Raw genomic sequence first — 16,823 nt, forward strand, 5'->3', positions numbered from 1 at the left:
ACTTCGGCAGAAACCCTTACCTCCGGCCCTGTTCTGCAGACAATCCGCAAATCTCTCCGTCAAGCCGTGACTTCGGCACATGTCAGGGAGTTATGCCGGGTGGGGGAGCTCCGCGTCGGAGCCAGGAAAGCAGGAAGAGCGATGCACGTAGGAAGTTTTGTACTGGCGGCCCAGTTTCCGGGACAGGGCCAGGGGGAAGCCCTGCACCGCGCGGTGCGGTCGGCCGAAGCCGCCGAAGAGGCGGGTCTGGACACGGTGTGGCTGGCAGAGCACCACTTCGTACCGTACGGGACCTGCCCCTCGGCGATCACGCTGGCCTCCCATCTGCTGGGCCGCACCCGCCGGATCCGGGTCGGCACGGCGGTGAGCGTCCTGCCCACCGTCCACCCGGTGGCACTCGGCGAGCAGGCCGCTCTGCTGCACCTGATCTCGGGCGGGCGCTTCTCGCTCGGGGTGGGCCGCGGCGGGCCCTGGGTGGATCTGGAGGTCTTCGGCGCGGGCCTGGAGGCCTACGAGACCGGGTTCCCCGATTCACTCGATCTGCTGATGCGCTGGCTGCGCGAACCGTCCCTCGCAGCCACGGGGGAACGATTCAGCTTCCGTGAAGTCCCGGTCGTGCCACGGCCCTCCGAGTCGCTCACCGACGCCGAGGGGCCCGAGGTCGTCGTCGCCTGCACCTCGTCCGCGAGCGTGCGGCTGGCGGCAGAGCGCGGACTCCCCATGCTTCTCGGCATGCACGTGGGGGACGAGGAGAAGGCGGAGATGATCGCGCTGTGGCGGCAGTACGCACGTGCGGCCGGGGTCGACGGCGATGTGATCGCCGGCGCCCGTCATGTCTCGGCCGGCGTCTGCCAGATCGCCGACCGGCGCACCGACGCGGTGGAGACGCTCACGAAGGCGATGCCGGGCTGGCTGAAACAAGGCCTCGACGCGCATGTCACGGTCGACGGCCGGGCCCGCGCGATGCGGGACCCGCTGGCGTACACCGAGCTCCTCTGCGCTCTGCATCCGGTGGGCACACCCCGGTTGTGCGTCGACCGGCTCGCGGCCACGGCGGAGCGGACCGGCGTCAGCCGCTTCGCCCTGCTCGTCGAAGGCTCCGGAGACCTCGCGGCGACGGAGGAGAACGTACGGAGGCTGGGTGCCGAGGTACTCCCCCACCTCCGCTGACTCCGCCGGTGCCGTCCACCGGGGGGAGCTTGCCGCTCCGGTACTGATGCACCTCCCGCGTACGGAGCGGCAAGCCGTGGTCGTCGCGTGGCTCAGCAGTCGCGCAGTTCCGGCGACTGGTTGAGCAGTTGACTGCGGACCGAGGTGAAGCGCGCCAGTGTGTCGTCCACCGAGGAGTCCAGCGGGAACACCGCCACCCGGTGGCAGTTCTGGAAGGCCAGGCGCACTCCGAAGTGCCGCTGCAGGGCGCCGCGTATCGCGTCACTCGCGAGCGCACGCAGCAGTTGTCCACGTGCCTGCTCGTCCGGCGGGGGCGTCTGGTTGTCGGCGAAGTCTCCGCCGTCCACCTTCAGCTGGGCCACCAGAGAGCTGATCATCTCCCACGCATAGGGCAGGGAGGTCCGGACGCAGTCGACGAAATCGGCTTCGTTGACCTCGCCTCGCTCGGCCTGTTCGAGTAGGGCCGGTGAGACGTCGAGCGACATGGGTACTCCTCTCGCACCCCAAGACAACAGGGGTTGACGGACAGGGAAGGGAGTTCGCACTGCCGAACACTCTCAGTACACACTGCGCGACCTCCCGTTTACTACGTTAAGCAACGGCGGAGGGCCGCACCAGGAGAATGCGCACACAGCGACGCCCCATTAGGCACACAACAAGCCATTGACGAACGGGGGCATCCCGGGTGAAAGCGCGGAACACGGAAATCCGCCGGAAAGGGCCCCGGGAGACCCCGCGTGGGCGCCCGGCCGAGTCCGCGCGGAAGGGGCCGCAGAGGCTTGGGGAAGCACTGGAAGACGGGCGACCGGTCTGCGCGCGGGGACGCGGAGAACGGCCGCCGTGGGCGCACGGACGCCCGAGAAACGACGGTCGGCGAGGGTGCGCGGGAACGGCCGATTGATCACGGGGAAAACCGGTGGCACGACCGGGGCCGCCGGCTCGGCTGACGAGGGCGAATCGCGCCCGGGCCGCGGGGTCGAGTAGCGTTGCCGACCATGCGTCTCGTCATCGCCCGGTGCTCCGTCGACTACGCGGGCCGTCTCACCGCTCATCTCCCCTCCGCGCCCCGTCTGATCCTGGTCAAGGCGGACGGCAGCGTCTCGATCCACGCGGACGACCGGGCCTACAAGCCCCTCAACTGGATGTCGCCGCCCTGCACGCTGAAGGAGGGCGCGGGCGACGGGGCCGGCGTGTGGACGGTCGTCAACAAAACGGGCGAGAAGCTGATCATCACGATGGAGGAGGTCCTCCACGACTCCACGCACGAACTCGGCGTGGACCCGGGCCTGATCAAGGACGGCGTCGAGGCGCACCTTCAAGAGTTGCTCGCGGACCGCATCGAGACGCTCGGCGAGGGCTACACGCTCATCCGGCGTGAGTACATGACGGCGATCGGCCCGGTGGACATCCTGTGCCGGGACGCCGACGGCGGGACCGTGGCCGTGGAGATCAAGCGGCGGGGCGAGATCGACGGTGTGGAACAGCTCACGCGCTACCTGGAACTCCTGAACCGCGATCCGCTCCTCGCCCCGGTCCGCGGCGTCTTCGCGGCACAGGAGATCAAGCCGCAGGCCCGCGTGCTGGCCACGGACCGCGGCATCGGCTGCACGGTCCTGGACTACGACGCGCTGCGCGGCATCGAGGACGACAAACTGCGGCTGTTCTGACGGGTGTCACCACGACGGCGAGGGCCGGGTCCGGAGAGCGGACCCGGCCTTCTGTGTTGCCGGGCAGCGGCGGGGACTTCAGATCACCGGGCCCGAACCGCTCGGCGTTCCCGAGCCGGTGCTGCCCGACGGTGCGCCTGCCGAGCTGAACGAGGTGGCCGGGGCGCTGGAGGACGCCGGACCGCCGGCCGAGTCGGTGGTGCTCGGACTCGTGGATTCCGACGTCGTGGGGGTCGGCGTCGGCGCGGGCGTCGAGGTAGGCGGCTGCGACGAGGGCGGCGTGGTCACCGGCGTCGACGTGGGCGACTTGGTCGGGGACTTCGACGGGGACTTCAGATCACCGGGCCCGAACCGCTCGGCGTTCCCGAGCCGGTGCTGCCCGACGGTGCGCCTGCCGAGCTGATCGAGGTGGCCGGGGCGCTGGAGGACGCCGGGCCGCCGGCCGAGTCGGTGGTGCTCGGACTCGTGGATTCCGACGTCGTGGGGGTCGGCGTCGGCGCGGGCGCCGAGGTAGGCGGCTGCGACGAGGGCGGCGTGGTCACCGGCGTCGACGGCTTCGACGTGGGCGACTTGGTCGGGGACTTCGACGGGGACTTCGACGGAGTCGGGCCCTTCGTACCCGTCGGGGCGTCCGACGGGTACCCGCCGGTGCTCCGCGGCGTGGGGTCGTCGGACGTGCCATAGGTGCCGTCGGGTCCCGGGTCCGTCGACGTCGGCGACGGGCTGTGGGAAGCGGCCTTGCCACCTCCGGTGCCGTCGCTGTTCGGCTGGTCCGCACCGACGCCACCGTCGTCGTCCGCGCCCTGGCTCGCCGGGGGATCCACGCGGACGTTCCCGGACGGGGTGTTGGTGTCGTTGTTCGAGGTCATGCCGAGCCCCACGACCGTGCCGAGCACGGCGACCAGCACCGCACCGGCGCTCGCGGCCACCAGATTGCGCCGACTGCCCTTCCCCGCGCCGCGCACGCCCCCGCGCGCGGGCGGGGGCGTGGCCGCGGCCCGGTGTGTGATCAGGGTGGCCGTGTCTGCGGCCGGGGCGGACAGGGTGAAGCGGGCGGGTACGCCGCCGGGCGGCGTCGCCGGCTCCTCGTGCCGCGCCTCCGGCATCTCCTCGTCCGCCGTGAGCCCGCCGGGCGACGTCGTGCCGGAGCGGTCGGCGACCAGGGCGAGGGCGCGCCGCCCGGAGACCGTGCCGCGCTTGTCGGCGAGGGCGCCACGCAGCCCGTTGGAGGCCTCCAGTTCGGCGCGGGCCCGGTCGAGCTGTCCGCCGCAGAGCGCGAGGATGCCCAACTCGTGGTGGAAGTAGGCCTGTTCGCCGACCTCGCCGGAGAGCCGGGACGCCTCGGCGCCGGACCGCAGGGTTCGCTCCCAGGCGCCCCAGTGCAGCCCCCCGGCGAACGCGGGCGCGGCCTGCCGGGCCAGTCGTATGGCGAGGTTCTCCTGATCCTCGGACGCCGGGGACTCCGTCTGCTCGGGGGAGTCGCCCTCGTCGGGGGCGACCGGGAGCCCGGCGGAGCTGAGCGGCACCAGAACGGCCAGCGCGGCCAGTACGGCGTCGGCCTCCGCCGAGACACGTTCCGCCGTGACCGAGGGGTGCCCGGCCCACCAGGCGTAGTGCTGGGCGGCCTTCAGCGCGTACTCCTCCGCGCCGGTCCCGTACCCGGCCGCCTCCAGCTGGGCGAGCACCCCGGCCGCCAGCCGGTAGTGGGCGCCGACCGGGGAGACCAGCGCGCAGCCGACGAGTTCGGCGAGCGCCGCGTCCGCGTGGGTGTCGTCGACCAGGGCCGGCAGATGCGTCTGGTGGGGCACCTCGCCGCCGAGCGCGACCGCGAACTTGAGGGTCTCGCGCGCCGACACGCTCAGCCGGGAGGCGAGCAGCGGGGCGGGCGCGGCGGCCTCCGCGAGCGAGGGCAGCGGGACCTCATGGCCGTCCCCGGCGTCGACGGACGCCTCCACAGGGGCGTTCTCGAAGACGCCGAACTCGTCGACGGCGCTCTCGTCGGCCGCCCGCCGGTCGCGCTGCCGCAGCAGCGCACCCGCCTGGACGAAGCGCAGGGGCAGACCCTCGGACTCGAACCACAGGTCGCCTGCCCAGGTGACCTCGTCCTCGGTGAGGTCGCGGTCGACGGCGCTCTCCAGCAGCTCCAGGCCGCCCGCGCGGTCGAGCCCGCGGAGGAGGACCTCTTCGACCTGCGCGTCGGCGGAGGGCGCGGGTACGTCGGGCGTGGCGGAGAGCAGGAAGGCGCACTCGGGTGTGGCGTCGAGCAGCTCGTCGAGCGCGCTGCCGCCGATCTCCAGGTCGTCGAGGACGACGACGGCACCGATCTCGCGGACGTGCCGGAGGAGCTCCTCGCGCTCCGGGCGGTACAGCGGAGCTTTGTGAACGGCGGCGAAGAGGACGTACAGGAGGTCGCTCGCGGTGCGGCGGTAGCCGGAGAGGCGGACGACGCCGTCGGGCGCGAGGTCGGAGCAGTCCTCGGCGACGACGTCCAGGAGCGCGCTGCGGCCCGAGCCGGCCGGGCCGGTGAGCCGGACGGTGCGGCCACGGGCGAGGAGCCGCACCAGCTGCTCGCGCTCCTCCTGGCGCTCCAGCAACGGCATCTGCGGCGGTGTGGGACCGGCCGGGACGGGCGGCCGGGCGGCGGGGGCGCGCTCGGCCCGCTCGTCGGCGGTGTACTTCACCGGCGGGGCGGGACGTTCGCCGGGCGGGCAGAGCTCGATCTCGCTGCCGTCGACGGGGTTCACGGTGAGCAGGTAGTCACCGGACACGATCTCGACGGTGCGGGCGGGCGACGACGTCGGCTGTACGAAGTCCTGGGCGAGGGGGTCCCGCGGCGCGCGCTGACGCGGCAGGTCGCCGGGGCCGTCGTGGCCGTACTCCTCGGGTCCCGTGTTGTTCGGGTCCATAGGTCCCAGCCCCCCAAAAAGCGTCGCGTGCCTGAGCCCCTCCCGGCCTTGCTGCACACTGCCGCGTCGCTTCTGGTCCGGTGCCCGCTTCTAGGGTCATAGGGCGGCGGGCAGCCGAACCCTAAACCTTCGCATACTGTCCTTGGCAAGCCGGGGTACCGCGCCGCCCGAGACGTCACGGTCTCGTGAGGATTGCGCCTGACGCGCCTTTGGCGGTCGTTCACTCCCGCGACGCGCCCCGCGCCCCGCGATCACACCCGGGGCAGCGACTCCACTCCGATGCCGCCCTCGATGGCCAGGATCCGGTGCAGCCGGGTGGCCACCAGCAGGCGCTGCATCTGCGTCGGCACACCACGCAGCACCAGCCGCCGGCCGCACCGCCCCGCCCGGCGGTGGGCTCCCATGATCACCCCGAGCCCGGTGGCGTCCCAGGAGTCCAGCTCGGACAGGTCGAGTACGAGGTCGCCGACGCCGTCGTCGACGGCCGCATGCAGGACCGTACGGGCGTCCGCCGCGCTGCGCAGGTCGAGGCGGCCCCCGACGACCAGCCCGGCGTGGTCGCCCCTGATGTGCATATCCGCTCCCCGAGAGTGCGTCGTCGTACTCCGCGATGTGGTTGTGCAACCTGTGACTGTCCTGGCGACAGTCTGGTTGCCGTCTGTAAGCGAACCGATACCGAATTCACCCAATGGGGTGATCCCCCATGGGTGCGTGCGGTTTCAGTACGTGTAGAAGCCCTGCCCGCTCTTGCGACCGAAGTCACCGGCGTCAACCATCCGGCGCATCAGCTCCGGCGGAGCGAACTTCTCGTCCTGCGACTCGGTGTAGATGTTGCTGGTGGCGTGCAACAGGATGTCGACGCCGGTGAGGTCGGCGGTGGCCAGCGGCCCCATGGCGTGGCCGAAGCCCAGCTTGCAGGCCAGGTCGATGTCCTCGGCGGTGGCCACACCCGACTCGTACAGCTTGGTCGCCTCGACGACGAGCGCCGAGATCAGACGGGTCGTCACAAAGCCGGCGACGTCGCGGTTGACGACGATGCAGGTCTTGCCGACCGACTCGGCGAACTCGCGGGCGGTGGCGAGGGCCTCGTCGCTCGTCTTGTACCCCCGGACGAGTTCGACCAGTTGCATCATCGGCACGGGCGAGAAGAAGTGCACGCCGACGACCCGCTCCGGCCGCTCGGTCGCTGCCGCGATCTTGGTGATCGGGATGGCGGAGGTGTTGGACGCGAGCACCGCGTCCTCACGGACGAGCTTGTCGAGCGCACGGAAGATCTCGTGCTTGACCTCGAGCTTCTCGAAGACCGCCTCGACGACGACGTCCGCGTCGGCGACGGCGTCCAGGTCGGTGGTGGAGGTGATACGGGCGAGCGCCGCGTCGGCGTCGTGGGCCTCCAGCTTCCCCTTGCTCACGAACTTGTCGTACGAGGCCTTGATGGCGTCGGTGCCACGCGTCAGCGCCTCCTCGGTGACATCCCGCAGGACGACGTCCCAGCCGGCCTGAGCGGATACCTGGGCAATACCGGAACCCATCAGTCCGGCTCCGATGACGGCAAGCTTCCGTGCCACTGTGCGACTCCCCTGACGCGCTTCGTAATGCCTCTCGGCCGGACCATAGCGCTCGTGGGGGGCTGTGTGACCGGTAAGTAATGCGCGTCACGTCTCAAATGACGGACATCACACCGGCCCGTGTCATTCCGGCGTCCCGGCGGCGCAGTTGGGCCCCTTCTCACCCAACAGGTGCCGCATGTCCCCGAGGAGTGACAGCACGTTCGGTGAGGCTTCGCCCGGATTGCGCCCCATGGCGTTCGCACGGCCGGCGACCGCTGTGAAGCGCCGCGATCCGGTGCGTCTGACCGAGGCTCAGACGCGGCGGAAGGCCGCTGTGCGTGGCGCCGCCGGACTCGCTCGTACCCGCCGTCCATGCCGTCGGTGCTTCCCCCGGACCCGATGCTGGAGGGCGCTCGCCCCGGAACGGCCGAATACGTTCTCCGCCCCACCCGGACGGGGCCCCGCTGCGACGCGCCGGGCCCGTGACGGTGGGCACTCGGGTGTTCCGCCCGGCCTTGACGTAACTACGCTGGTCACATGGTCAATCTGACGCGCATCTACACGCGGACCGGCGACAAGGGCACGACGCACCTCGGGGACATGAGCCGGGTGCCGAAAACCGACCTGCGGATCGCCGCCTACGCGGACGCCAACGAGGCGAACGCGGTGATCGGCACGGCGATCGCGCTGGGCGGTCTCGACGAGGAGGTCGTCAAGGTCCTCACCCGCGTCCAGAACGACTTGTTCGACGTGGGTGCGGACCTGTCGACGCCGGTGGTGGAGAACCCGGAGTTCCCGCCGCTGCGGGTCGAGCAGTTCTATGTCGACAAGCTGGAGGCGGACTGCGACCGTTTCCTGGCCGAGCTGGAGAAGCTGCGCTCGTTCATCCTGCCCGGCGGTACGCCCGGCGCGGCCCTGCTGCACCAGGCGTGCACGGTCGTACGGCGGGCCGAGCGCTCCACCTGGGCAGCGCTGGAGGTCCACGGCGAGGTCATGAACCCCCTCACCGCGACCTACCTCAACCGCCTGTCCGACCTCCTGTTCATCCTGGCCCGGTACGCCAACAAGGAGACCGGTGACGTGCTGTGGGTGCCGGGCGGGGAGCGCTGAGCCGCGCTCCCCGGCCGGTCAGCGGTCGCGGTCGTCCTGCGCGGCGTCCCGGTCCGCCTGCGTGAGCGCGGACTCGGCGGCGGACAGCGCCTTCTGCACGTCGGCGATACCGGAGGGTTGCGCCGAGGGGGCCACGGACGAGGAGGGCGTGGCCGCCGCGCCGTCGTTCCGCGCGCAGCCCGCGGTGAGCCCCACCAGGAGGACCACCGCGGGCGCCGCCCAGCGCACAGCTCGCCGAGCCCGCATCAGCTCGCCGCCTTGCCGTTGTCGTGCGCGGCGCACCAGGTCTTGACGCCCGCCAGGTCCTTCTGCCGCTGCTGAAGCGTCGGCACCAGGGACTTGCGGAAGGTGAGCCGGTCCTGGAGGTACGTCGCGATCTCGGTGTGGCCCGCGTTCTTCGCGTTCTCCACACGCCGCTCCAGCCGCGCCACCGAGCCGCGCGTGCCCACGCCGGCGTCCAACCGCCTCAGGGCCCGGTCGATCCGCCGGTCGAGCTTCGGCACCCGCTTGCACAGCGCGTGCGCGCCGTCACCGGTCGGCGCGGGCGCCGGGGTGCTGTCGGCCGCGGCCGCCCCCGTCCCGGTCGCCAGCAGCGCCGCCGCGGCCAGCCCCGCGAGCAGGGTGCGCCGTCGTCGTCGTGCGTTCATCTTCGCCTCCGTTCCCCGGACGGCCCCGACGTCCGTCCGATGCCTCCGGAGGCTAGGAACCCTCTTTGTGGGAACCTTGTGACTGGTTTGACCTGGCTGTCCCGATCAACCAGTCCCGGCGGTCGGGCAGGGCCCCACCGGTCCGGGGCAGCCGCACCTCGAAGCGTGTGCCGACACCGCCCGCGCCGTCCGCCACCGTGACGCTCCCCCGGTGCAGGGCCGCCTGCTGGGCGACCAGGGTCAGACCGAGACCCGAGCCCGTGCTGTGCGGCCCCCGCCGGTACCGCTCGAAGATCCGGCCGCGTGCCTCGGCCGGGATGCCCGGACCGCGGTCGTCCACCATGATCACGACGTCGGCGCCGGTCCCCCGCACACCGACGGCGACATCCGCCTGCCCCGCCGCGTCCCGCCCGTGGGCCAGCGCGTTGGCGATCAGGTTGTCGAACAGCAGCCGCAGCCCCGGCTCCCAGCAGTGCGCGGTCAGTCCCGGCTGTGCGCTCAGGGCGATCCGGGCGTCCGGAGCACGGCGCCGGGCCTCGGCGACGGCGGCGTCCGCGGTCTCCGCCACGTCCACCGTGCGGAACGCCTCCGCCTCCACCAGATCCCCGCGCCCCAGCTCGCGCAGCATCACCAGCAGGCCGAGCAGCCGGGCGTGCTCGTGGCGAAGGTCCTCCAGGACCTCGGTCCGGTCCGGGTCGGGCAGGTCGGGGTGCTGGGCGAGGATGTCGAGGTTGGTGCCCATGCTCATCATGGGGGTGCGCAGTTCGTGCGCGGCCGCCGCCGAGAAGGAACGTGCGGTGTCCAGGGCCTGGGCGGTGCGGGCGGCCTGTTCGTCGTAGCGGGCGAGCACCGTACGCACGGTGGCGGCCAGTTCGTCGACCTCCGTGATCCCGGTCGGCTCGTGTGGCGGCCGGACGGGGCTGGTACGCGGGTCCAGTCCGGCGGTACGGCGGGTGAGGCGGCGCAGGGGGGCGGCGGCGCCCGCGGCTGTGCCCCAGGCCAACAGGCCCGACAGGGGGGCCGCCAGCACGGTGGTCACCAGGACACGGCGCCGGACGAGCCGGAGCTGGGTGCGGTCGGCGGTGTCCGGTGCGAAGACCCAGAGGGTGCCCGAGGCCCGGGCGGTGCGGACGGGCCGGGACAGCGTCCGCCAGCCGGTGCCGCCGGCGCGGACGGTGACCGGCCCGGCGGCGTGGGCGGGCAGCCGTATCGAGGAGGCGGGCTGCGGGCCGGCCTGGAAGGTCGCGTCCGGTGCGACGAGGCGTATGCCGACGTCGAGCGCCGCGCCGTAGAGCGCGCGCTCCCGGGTGTCGGCCGCTTTGGGCCGGCCGGCCGCGGCGGCACGCAGCAGGGCCCGGGCGTCCGGGGCGACGGCGGCGGCCCGCTCCCGCAGATGGTCGTCCTCGGCGCTGTGCAGATCGCGGGCGACCAGGTTGAGCAGCAGCCAGCCGGAGGCCAGCACGAGAAGCGGGACGGTGCAGCCCACCGCGAGCCCGATGCGTGTCGACAGTCTCACGGCTCGTCCCGCAGCACGAAGCCCACGCCGCGCACGGTGTGGACGAGCCGCCGGGCGCCGCCCGCTTCCAGCTTGCGCCGCAGATAGCTGACGAAGGTGTCGACGGCGTCGGTGCGCACGTCGAAGTCGTAGCCCCAGACCCGGTCCAGGAGCTGGTCGCGGGTGAGGACGAGCCCGGCGTTGCGGGCCAGCACCTCGAGGAGTTCGAACTCGCGCCGAGTCAGCTCCAGGCGCCGGCCGGCGCGGTGGACCGTGCGGGCCGCCGGGTCGATCACCAGGTCCGCCACCCGCAGCTCCTGCCGGTCGTCGGGCGGCCTGCGGCGCAGCAGGGCGCGCAGCCGCAGCACCAGTTCCTGCAGCGCGAACGGTTTGACCAGGTAGTCGTCGCCGCCCGCCTGGAGCCCGGCTATGCGGTCGGCGGTCTCGTCGAGTGCGGACAGCATGAGGACGGGCAGGTCCTGTCCCTCGTCCCGGAGCCGTGCGCATACCTCGATGCCGCTCATGCCGGGCATCGACACATCGAGGACGAGCACGTCGGGCGGGGCGTCCCGGATCACGCTCAGTGCCGCGGGCCCGCTGTCCGCGGTGCGGACGGCGAAGCCGCTGAGCCGCAGCCCCCGCTCCAGGGAGCGCCGGATGGCCGCGTCGTCATCCACGACGAGCACCGCGCCGGGGCGCGTGGTGCCGCTCGTCCGCCCTCCAGGGTCCACTGTCACGCCGGGCAGCGTACGTCCCTCCGGTGGACGCGTGACAGCCGGGCGAGGGTGCGGGAGTTGGGGCGACCCGTTCACCAACTGCACTGTGGTCCAGACCTATTGACCGATGGTCCAGACCTTTCTATTCTCGCGGCACTGTGGGCGTGAAGGCTCAGTCATGCCCATGACACCCCGGCTCATTTCGACAAGAGGAGGCGCTGCATGCGCTTCAGACACCGAGCCGCGGCAGGTCTGGCGACCCTGCTGCTCCCACTCGCCGGCCTGGTCGGCCTCGCCGGTCCCGCACAGGCAGCGACATCGGCCACCGCCACCTACGCCAAGACCCAGGACTGGGGCACCGGCTTCGAGGGCAAGTGGACCGTCAAGAACACCGGCACCACGTCCCTCAGTTCCTGGACGATCGAGTGGGACTTCCCCTCCGGTACCTCCGTCACCTCGGCGTGGGACGCGGACGTGACGAACTCCGGCACCCACTGGACCGCCAAGAACAAGTCCTACAACGGCACGCTCGCCCCCGGGGCCTCCGTCTCCTTCGGCTTCAACGGCGCCGGCCCGGGCGCACCGAGCAACTGCTCGCTCAACGGCGGCAGTTGTGACGGCGGCACCACCGTCCCCGGCGACAACCCGCCCTCCGCTCCGGGCACCCCCACGGCGTCGGGCATCACGGACACCTCGGTGAAGCTGTCCTGGAACGCGGCGAGCGACGACAAGGGCGTCAAGAACTACGACGTCCTGCGGGACGGCGCCAAGGTCGCCACGGTGACGACGACGTCCTACACGGACTCCGGTCTGAACGCAGGCTCCGACTACTCGTACACCGTCCAGGCCCGTGACACCGCCGACCAGACCGGTCCCGTCAGCGGCGCGGTCGAGGTGCACACCACCGGCGGCACCACGAACCCGCCGCCCCCCGGATCCGCCGTCAGGCTCGGGTACTTCACCGAGTGGGGCATCTACGGCCGCAACTACAACGTCAAGAACCTGGTGACGTCAGGCTCCGCGGCGAAGATCACGCACATCAACTACGCCTTCGGCAACGTGACCGGCGGCAAGTGCGCGATCGGCGACTCCTACGCCGACTACGACAAGGCGTTCACCGCCGACCAGTCCGTCAGCGGCGTCGCCGACACCTGGGACCAGCCGCTGCGGGGCAACTTCAACCAGCTGCGCGAGCTCAAGGCCAAGTACCCGAACATCAAGGTGCTGTGGTCCTTCGGCGGCTGGACCTGGTCCGGCGGATTCGGTGAGGCCGCGAAGAACCCGGCCGCCTTCGCCCAGTCCTGCTACGACCTGGTCGAGGACCCGCGCTGGGCGGACGTGTTCGACGGCATCGACATGGACTGGGAGTACCCGAACGCCTGCGGTCTGTCCTGCGACAGCAGCGGGCCGGCGGCCTTCAAGAACCTGATGTCCGCAGTGCGCGCCAAGTTCGGCGCGAACTACCTCGTCACCGCCGCCACCACGGCCGACGGCTCCTCCGGTGGCAAGATCGACGCCACCGACTACGCGGGCGCCTCGCAGTACGTCAACTGGTACAACGTGATGACGTACGACTTCTTCGGCGCCTTCGCCCCGCAGGGCCCCACGGCCCCGCACTCCCCCCTCACCTCGTACAGCGGCATCCCGACCGCCGGATTCACCACGGCGGACGCGATCGCCAAGTACAAGGCGCAGGGAGTGCCCGCGAACAAGCTGCTGATCGGCATCGGCTTGTACGGGCGAGGCTGGACGGGTGTCACCCAGGACGCCCCGGGCGGCACGGCCACCGGACCCGCCCCGGGCACCTACGAACAGGGCATCGAGGACTACAAGGTGCTCAAGACGTCCTGCCCGGTCACCGGCACCATCGCGGGCACGGCGTACGCGCACTGCGGCAGCAACTGGTGGTCGTACGACACCCCGGCCACCATCGGCACGAAGATGGCGTGGGCCAAGAGCCAGGGGCTGGGCGGCGCCTTCTTCTGGGAGTTCAGCGGTGACACCAGCAACGGCGAGCTGGTGAGCGCGATCAACAGCGGTCTGTCATAGGGCGGTTTCCGGCCCGAGACCACATCGACTCCCCTCGGTCCGCCGGGGGGAGTCGGCGTGTCTACGCCACATTGACCCGCTGTCCGGGCGGAGCCGCCTCCAGCCACGCGAGAAAACCGGTCAGCGCGTCCTCGCTCATCGCGAGCTCCAGACGGGTGCCCCGGTGCTGACAGGCGAGGATCAGCGCGTCGGAGAGCAGCGCCAGCTCCTCCTCGCCCTCGGGGCTGCGCCGGCCGGCCACCTCGATCGCCGAACGCTCCAGGACACGGCGCGGGCGCGGGGCGTAGGAGAAGACGCGGTACCACTCGACCCGGTCGCCGTTGTAGCGGGCGACTCCGTAGCTCCAGCCCTTGCCGCTGGTGTCGGTCTTCTCCGGCACGTCCCAGCGCAGGCTGCAGTCGAACGTGCCGCCCGAGCGCTGAATGAGCCGGCGCCGCAGACCGAAGACGAACAGCCCCACCACCACGAGAGCGACGACAATTCCGCACACAGTCAGAGCGAGGACCATCGGCACCGACCTCCTCGTCTCCTAGGTAACGGAACGGAAAAAACATCCGCATTTGCCTCAGCCGCGGCTGGTTCCGGATTGCTCCGGTCCAGCCGCGGCTGAGTGTCACGTCATTGCATACGCGCTGTGGTCAGCTCGCCGCCGCCGCACGCAGCCGGACGTCCGCACGGCGCTCCGCGGAGGCGTCAGCCTCCGACTTCGCGCGCTCGAGCGCCCGCTCCGCGCGCTGGACGTCGATCTCGTCCGACAGTTCGGCGATCTCGGCCAGCAACGACAGCTTGTTGTCCGCGAACGAGATGAAACCGCCGTGCACCGCGGCGACGACCGTTCCACCATCACTCATACGGATGGTCACCGGGCCCGACTCCAGCACACCGAGCAGCGGCTGGTGACCGGGCATGACGCCGATGTCGCCGGACGTGGTGCGCGCGACGACCAGGGTGGCCTCGCCGGACCAGACCTGGCGGTCGGCGGCGACCAGCTCGACGTGCAGCTCAGCAGCCAAGGGTGGCTCCTCGGATCACCACCCGGCGGGTCTGCCGGGTGTTGGGATGAATTCTAGTAGGCGTACAGAGAGGGACGGGACGCGGGCCATGGCAGGGCGCGGTCTCGTCCCTCTCCGTCACGAGCACAGCGTCAGGAGACGCCCAGCTCCTTCGCGTTCTTCTTCAGGTCCTCGATACCACCGCACATGAAGAACGCCTGCTCCGGGAAGTGGTCGTACTCGCCGTCGATGATCGCGTTGAAGGCCGCGATCGACTCCTCCAGCGGGACGTCCGACCCGTCGACGCCGGTGAACTGCTTGGCGACGTGGGTGTTCTGGGACAGGAAGCGCTCCACACGGCGGGCCCGGTGGACGACGAGCTTGTCCTCCTCGCCGAGCTCGTCGATACCGAGGATCGCGATGATGTCCTGGAGGTCCTTGTACTTCTGCAGGATCGTCTTGACGCGCATGGCGGCGTCGTAGTGGTCCTGCGCGATGTACCGCGGGTCCAGGATCCGGGACGTGGAGTCCAGCGGGTCCACGGCCGGGTAGATGCCCTTCTCGGAGATCGGACGGGACAGAACCGTCGTCGCGTCGAGGTGGGCGAACGTGGTGGCCGGGGCCGGGTCGGTCAGGTCGTCCGCGGGGACGTAGATCGCCTGCATCGAGGTGATCGAGTGACCGCGGGTCGAGGTGATGCGCTCCTGGAGGAGGCCCATCTCGTCGGCCAGGTTCGGCTGGTAACCCACCGCTGACGGCATACGGCCGAGCAGCGTGGAGACCTCGGAACCGGCCTGCGTGAAGCGGAAGATGTTGTCGATGAAGAACAGCACGTCCTGCTTCTGGACGTCGCGGAAGTACTCGGCCATGGTGAGGCCGGCCAGCGCGACGCGCAGACGGGTGCCCGGGGGCTCGTCCATCTGGCCGAAGACCAAAGCGGTCTTGTCGATGACGCCCGAGTCGCTCATTTCCTCGATGAGGTCGTTGCCCTCACGAGTGCGCTCACCGACACCGGCGAACACGGAGACACCGTCGTGGTTGTTGGCCACACGGTAGATCATCTCCTGGATGAGCACCGTCTTGCCGACGCCGGCGCCGCCGAACAGGCCGATCTTGCCGCCCTTGACGTACGGGGTCAGCAGGTCGATGACCTTGACGCCGGTCTCGAACATCTCGGTCTTCGACTCGAGCTCGTCGAAGTTCGGGGCCTTGCGGTGGATGGTCCAGCGCTCGCCGTCGTACGTCTCGTCGACGTTCAGCACCTCACCGAGGGTGTTGAACACCTTGCCCTTGGTGAAGTCGCCGACCGGGACGGTGATGCCGTCGCCGGTGTCGACCACCGGAGCCTGGCGGACCAGACCGTCGGTGGGCTGCATGGAGATGGTGCGTACCAGGCCGTCACCCAGGTGCTGGGCGACCTCCAGGGTCAGCGTCCGCTTCTCCCCCTCCTTCGCCGGGTCCAGGACCTCGACGTGGAGGGCGTTGTAGATGTCCGGGATCGCGTCGACGGGGAACTCCACGTCGACGACCGGGCCGATGACCCGCGCGACGCGGCCCGTCGCCGTGGCCGTCTCAACAGTGGTGGTCATTAGTAGTCACTCCCCGCGGTCGCGTCGGCCAGGGCGCTCGCGCCACCGACGATCTCGCTGATTTCCTGGGTGATTTCGGCCTGGCGGGCCGCGTTGGCAAGCCGGGTGAGCGTCTCGATGAGCTCTCCGGCGTTGTCGGTGGCCGACTTCATCGCGCGCCGCGTGGCGGCGTGCTTCGAAGCGGCCGACTGGAGCAGCGCGTTGTAGATACGGCTCTCCACGTAGCGCGGCAGCAGGGCGTCGAGGACGTCCTCCGCCGAGGGCTCGAAGTCGTACAGCGGAAGGATCTCGTCCTTGCTGGGCGACTCTTCGGCCACTTCCTCGAGGCTGAGCGGCAGCAACCGGTCGCCGAGCGCCGTCTGCGTCATCATCGAGATGAACTCGGTGTAGACGATGTGGAGTTCGTCCACGCCGCCGTCCGCCGTCTCCTTCTCGATGGCCTCGATGAGCGGAGCCGCGACCTGCTTGGCGTCCGCGTACGTCGGGTCGTCGGTGAAGCCCGTCCACGAATCCGCGATCTTGCGCTCACGGAAGTTGTAGTGGGCGACACCGCGACGGCCGACGATGTACGTGTCGACCTGCTGGCCCTCGCGCTCCAGCCGTGCGGTCAACTGCTCCGCCGCCTTGATCGCGTTGGAGTTGAAGGCGCCGGCCAGACCGCGGTCGCTCGTCAGGAGCAGCACCGCGGACCGCGTCACCGTCTCGGCCTGGGTGGTCAGCGGGTGCTTGGTGTTCGAGCCGGTGCCGACCGCCGTGACCGCGCGAGTCAGCTCGGTCGCGTACGGCGTGGAGGCCGTCACCTTGCGCTGCGCCTTGACGACGCGCGAGGCGGCGATCATCTCCATCGCCTTCGTGATCTTCTTGGTCGCGCTGACGGATCGGATGCGACGCTTGTAGACCCGGAGCTGGGCTCCCATGAGTCAGGTCCCTTC

The 16,823-nt window shown here is 70.9% G+C and carries 17 protein-coding genes; 5 read left to right on the top strand and 12 right to left on the bottom strand.

The window, feature by feature from the left end; genetic code table 11:
- Positions 1 to 141: 141 nt before the first annotated feature.
- Positions 142 to 1,170 carry an LLM class flavin-dependent oxidoreductase gene (locus tag ABZ904_RS31625; protein WP_360995061.1) on the top strand — a complete coding sequence of 343 codons (1,029 nt, stop codon included), beginning with the start codon at positions 142 to 144 and terminating at the stop codon, positions 1,168 to 1,170.
- Positions 1,171 to 1,262: 92 nt separating this feature from the next.
- Here the strand turns inward: ABZ904_RS31625 and ABZ904_RS31630 are convergent, their stop codons facing one another.
- A complete protein-coding gene (locus ABZ904_RS31630; RefSeq protein WP_359395410.1) occupies positions 1,263 to 1,655 on the bottom strand; it encodes an SCO5389 family protein in 393 nt (130 codons plus the stop codon).
- 510 nt (positions 1,656 to 2,165) lie between these two features.
- Here ABZ904_RS31630 and nucS point away from each other — a divergent pair.
- Entirely contained in the window at positions 2,166 to 2,837 is a 672-nt protein-coding gene (gene nucS / locus ABZ904_RS31635) for an endonuclease NucS (RefSeq protein ID WP_360995058.1), read from the top strand.
- A gap of 118 nt (positions 2,838 to 2,955) precedes the next feature.
- Positions 2,956 to 3,240: a hypothetical protein gene (locus tag ABZ904_RS31640; RefSeq protein WP_361827070.1), complete on the top strand. Its 285-nt coding sequence runs from the start codon at positions 2,956 to 2,958 to the stop codon at positions 3,238 to 3,240.
- Here ABZ904_RS31640 and ABZ904_RS31645 read toward each other — a convergent pair.
- From ABZ904_RS31645 to ABZ904_RS31655, 3 genes are all read right to left on the bottom strand, one after another.
- A complete protein-coding gene (locus ABZ904_RS31645; RefSeq protein WP_361827073.1) occupies positions 3,170 to 5,743 on the bottom strand; it encodes an ATP-binding protein in 2,574 nt (857 codons plus the stop codon). The two genes, ABZ904_RS31640 and ABZ904_RS31645, sit on opposite strands and share 71 nt — an antisense overlap.
- Positions 5,744 to 5,994: 251 nt before the next feature.
- Complete coding sequence (locus ABZ904_RS31650) at positions 5,995 to 6,318, bottom strand: STAS domain-containing protein (RefSeq protein ID WP_359395419.1); 324 nt, start codon at positions 6,316 to 6,318, stop codon at positions 5,995 to 5,997.
- A gap of 144 nt (positions 6,319 to 6,462) precedes the next feature.
- Complete coding sequence (locus tag ABZ904_RS31655; protein ID WP_359395421.1) at positions 6,463 to 7,311, bottom strand: 3-hydroxyacyl-CoA dehydrogenase family protein; 849 nt, start codon at positions 7,309 to 7,311, stop codon at positions 6,463 to 6,465.
- Positions 7,312 to 7,830: 519 nt separating this feature from the next.
- Between ABZ904_RS31655 and ABZ904_RS31660 the strand changes: the two genes are divergently transcribed.
- Positions 7,831 to 8,403, top strand: coding sequence for a cob(I)yrinic acid a,c-diamide adenosyltransferase (locus ABZ904_RS31660; RefSeq protein WP_359395423.1), 573 nt, complete (start codon positions 7,831 to 7,833; stop codon positions 8,401 to 8,403).
- A gap of 18 nt (positions 8,404 to 8,421) precedes the next feature.
- On the opposite strand, the gene ABZ904_RS31665 is transcribed toward ABZ904_RS31660, so the two are convergent.
- Genes ABZ904_RS31665 through ABZ904_RS31680 form a run of 4 tightly spaced genes read right to left on the bottom strand, consistent with a single transcriptional unit; the run spans position 8,422 to position 11,282 of the window.
- Positions 8,422 to 8,649, bottom strand: coding sequence for a hypothetical protein (locus tag ABZ904_RS31665; protein ID WP_361827078.1), 228 nt, complete (start codon positions 8,647 to 8,649; stop codon positions 8,422 to 8,424).
- On the bottom strand, positions 8,649 to 9,050 hold the full coding sequence (locus ABZ904_RS31670) for a hypothetical protein (RefSeq protein WP_359395427.1): 402 nt from the start codon (positions 9,048 to 9,050) through the stop codon (positions 8,649 to 8,651). The genes ABZ904_RS31665 and ABZ904_RS31670 overlap by 1 nt, the downstream gene beginning before the upstream one ends.
- Before the next feature lie 52 nt (positions 9,051 to 9,102).
- Positions 9,103 to 10,566 carry a HAMP domain-containing sensor histidine kinase gene (locus ABZ904_RS31675; protein WP_361827081.1) on the bottom strand — a complete coding sequence of 488 codons (1,464 nt, stop codon included), beginning with the start codon at positions 10,564 to 10,566 and terminating at the stop codon, positions 9,103 to 9,105.
- Entirely contained in the window at positions 10,563 to 11,282 is a 720-nt protein-coding gene (locus ABZ904_RS31680; protein ID WP_359395431.1) for a response regulator transcription factor, read from the bottom strand. Before ABZ904_RS31680 ends, ABZ904_RS31675 begins: the two co-directional genes overlap by 4 nt.
- Positions 11,283 to 11,483: 201 nt before the next feature.
- Between ABZ904_RS31680 and ABZ904_RS31685 the strand changes: the two genes are divergently transcribed.
- Positions 11,484 to 13,310: a glycoside hydrolase family 18 chitinase gene (locus ABZ904_RS31685; protein ID WP_361827084.1), complete on the top strand. Its 1,827-nt coding sequence runs from the start codon at positions 11,484 to 11,486 to the stop codon at positions 13,308 to 13,310.
- Between the two features lie 61 nt (positions 13,311 to 13,371).
- Here ABZ904_RS31685 and ABZ904_RS31690 read toward each other — a convergent pair whose 3' ends face one another.
- From ABZ904_RS31690 to ABZ904_RS31705, 4 genes are all read right to left on the bottom strand, one after another.
- Positions 13,372 to 13,818, bottom strand: a complete 447-nt coding sequence (locus ABZ904_RS31690) for a DUF2550 domain-containing protein (RefSeq protein ID WP_359395436.1) — start codon at positions 13,816 to 13,818, stop codon at positions 13,372 to 13,374.
- 130 nt (positions 13,819 to 13,948) lie between these two features.
- Positions 13,949 to 14,323: a F0F1 ATP synthase subunit epsilon gene (locus tag ABZ904_RS31695; protein WP_359395438.1), complete on the bottom strand. Its 375-nt coding sequence runs from the start codon at positions 14,321 to 14,323 to the stop codon at positions 13,949 to 13,951.
- Positions 14,324 to 14,454: 131 nt separating this feature from the next.
- A complete protein-coding gene (gene atpD, locus ABZ904_RS31700; RefSeq protein WP_359395441.1) occupies positions 14,455 to 15,891 on the bottom strand; it encodes a F0F1 ATP synthase subunit beta in 1,437 nt (478 codons plus the stop codon).
- On the bottom strand, positions 15,891 to 16,808 hold the full coding sequence (locus ABZ904_RS31705) for a F0F1 ATP synthase subunit gamma (protein ID WP_360995040.1): 918 nt from the start codon (positions 16,806 to 16,808) through the stop codon (positions 15,891 to 15,893). Before ABZ904_RS31705 ends, atpD begins: the two co-directional genes overlap by 1 nt.
- Positions 16,809 to 16,823: the final 15 nt, after the last annotated feature.

Source organism: Streptomyces sp. NPDC046900 (genome assembly GCF_040644975.1).
GTDB lineage: Bacteria > Actinomycetota > Actinomycetes > Streptomycetales > Streptomycetaceae > Streptomyces.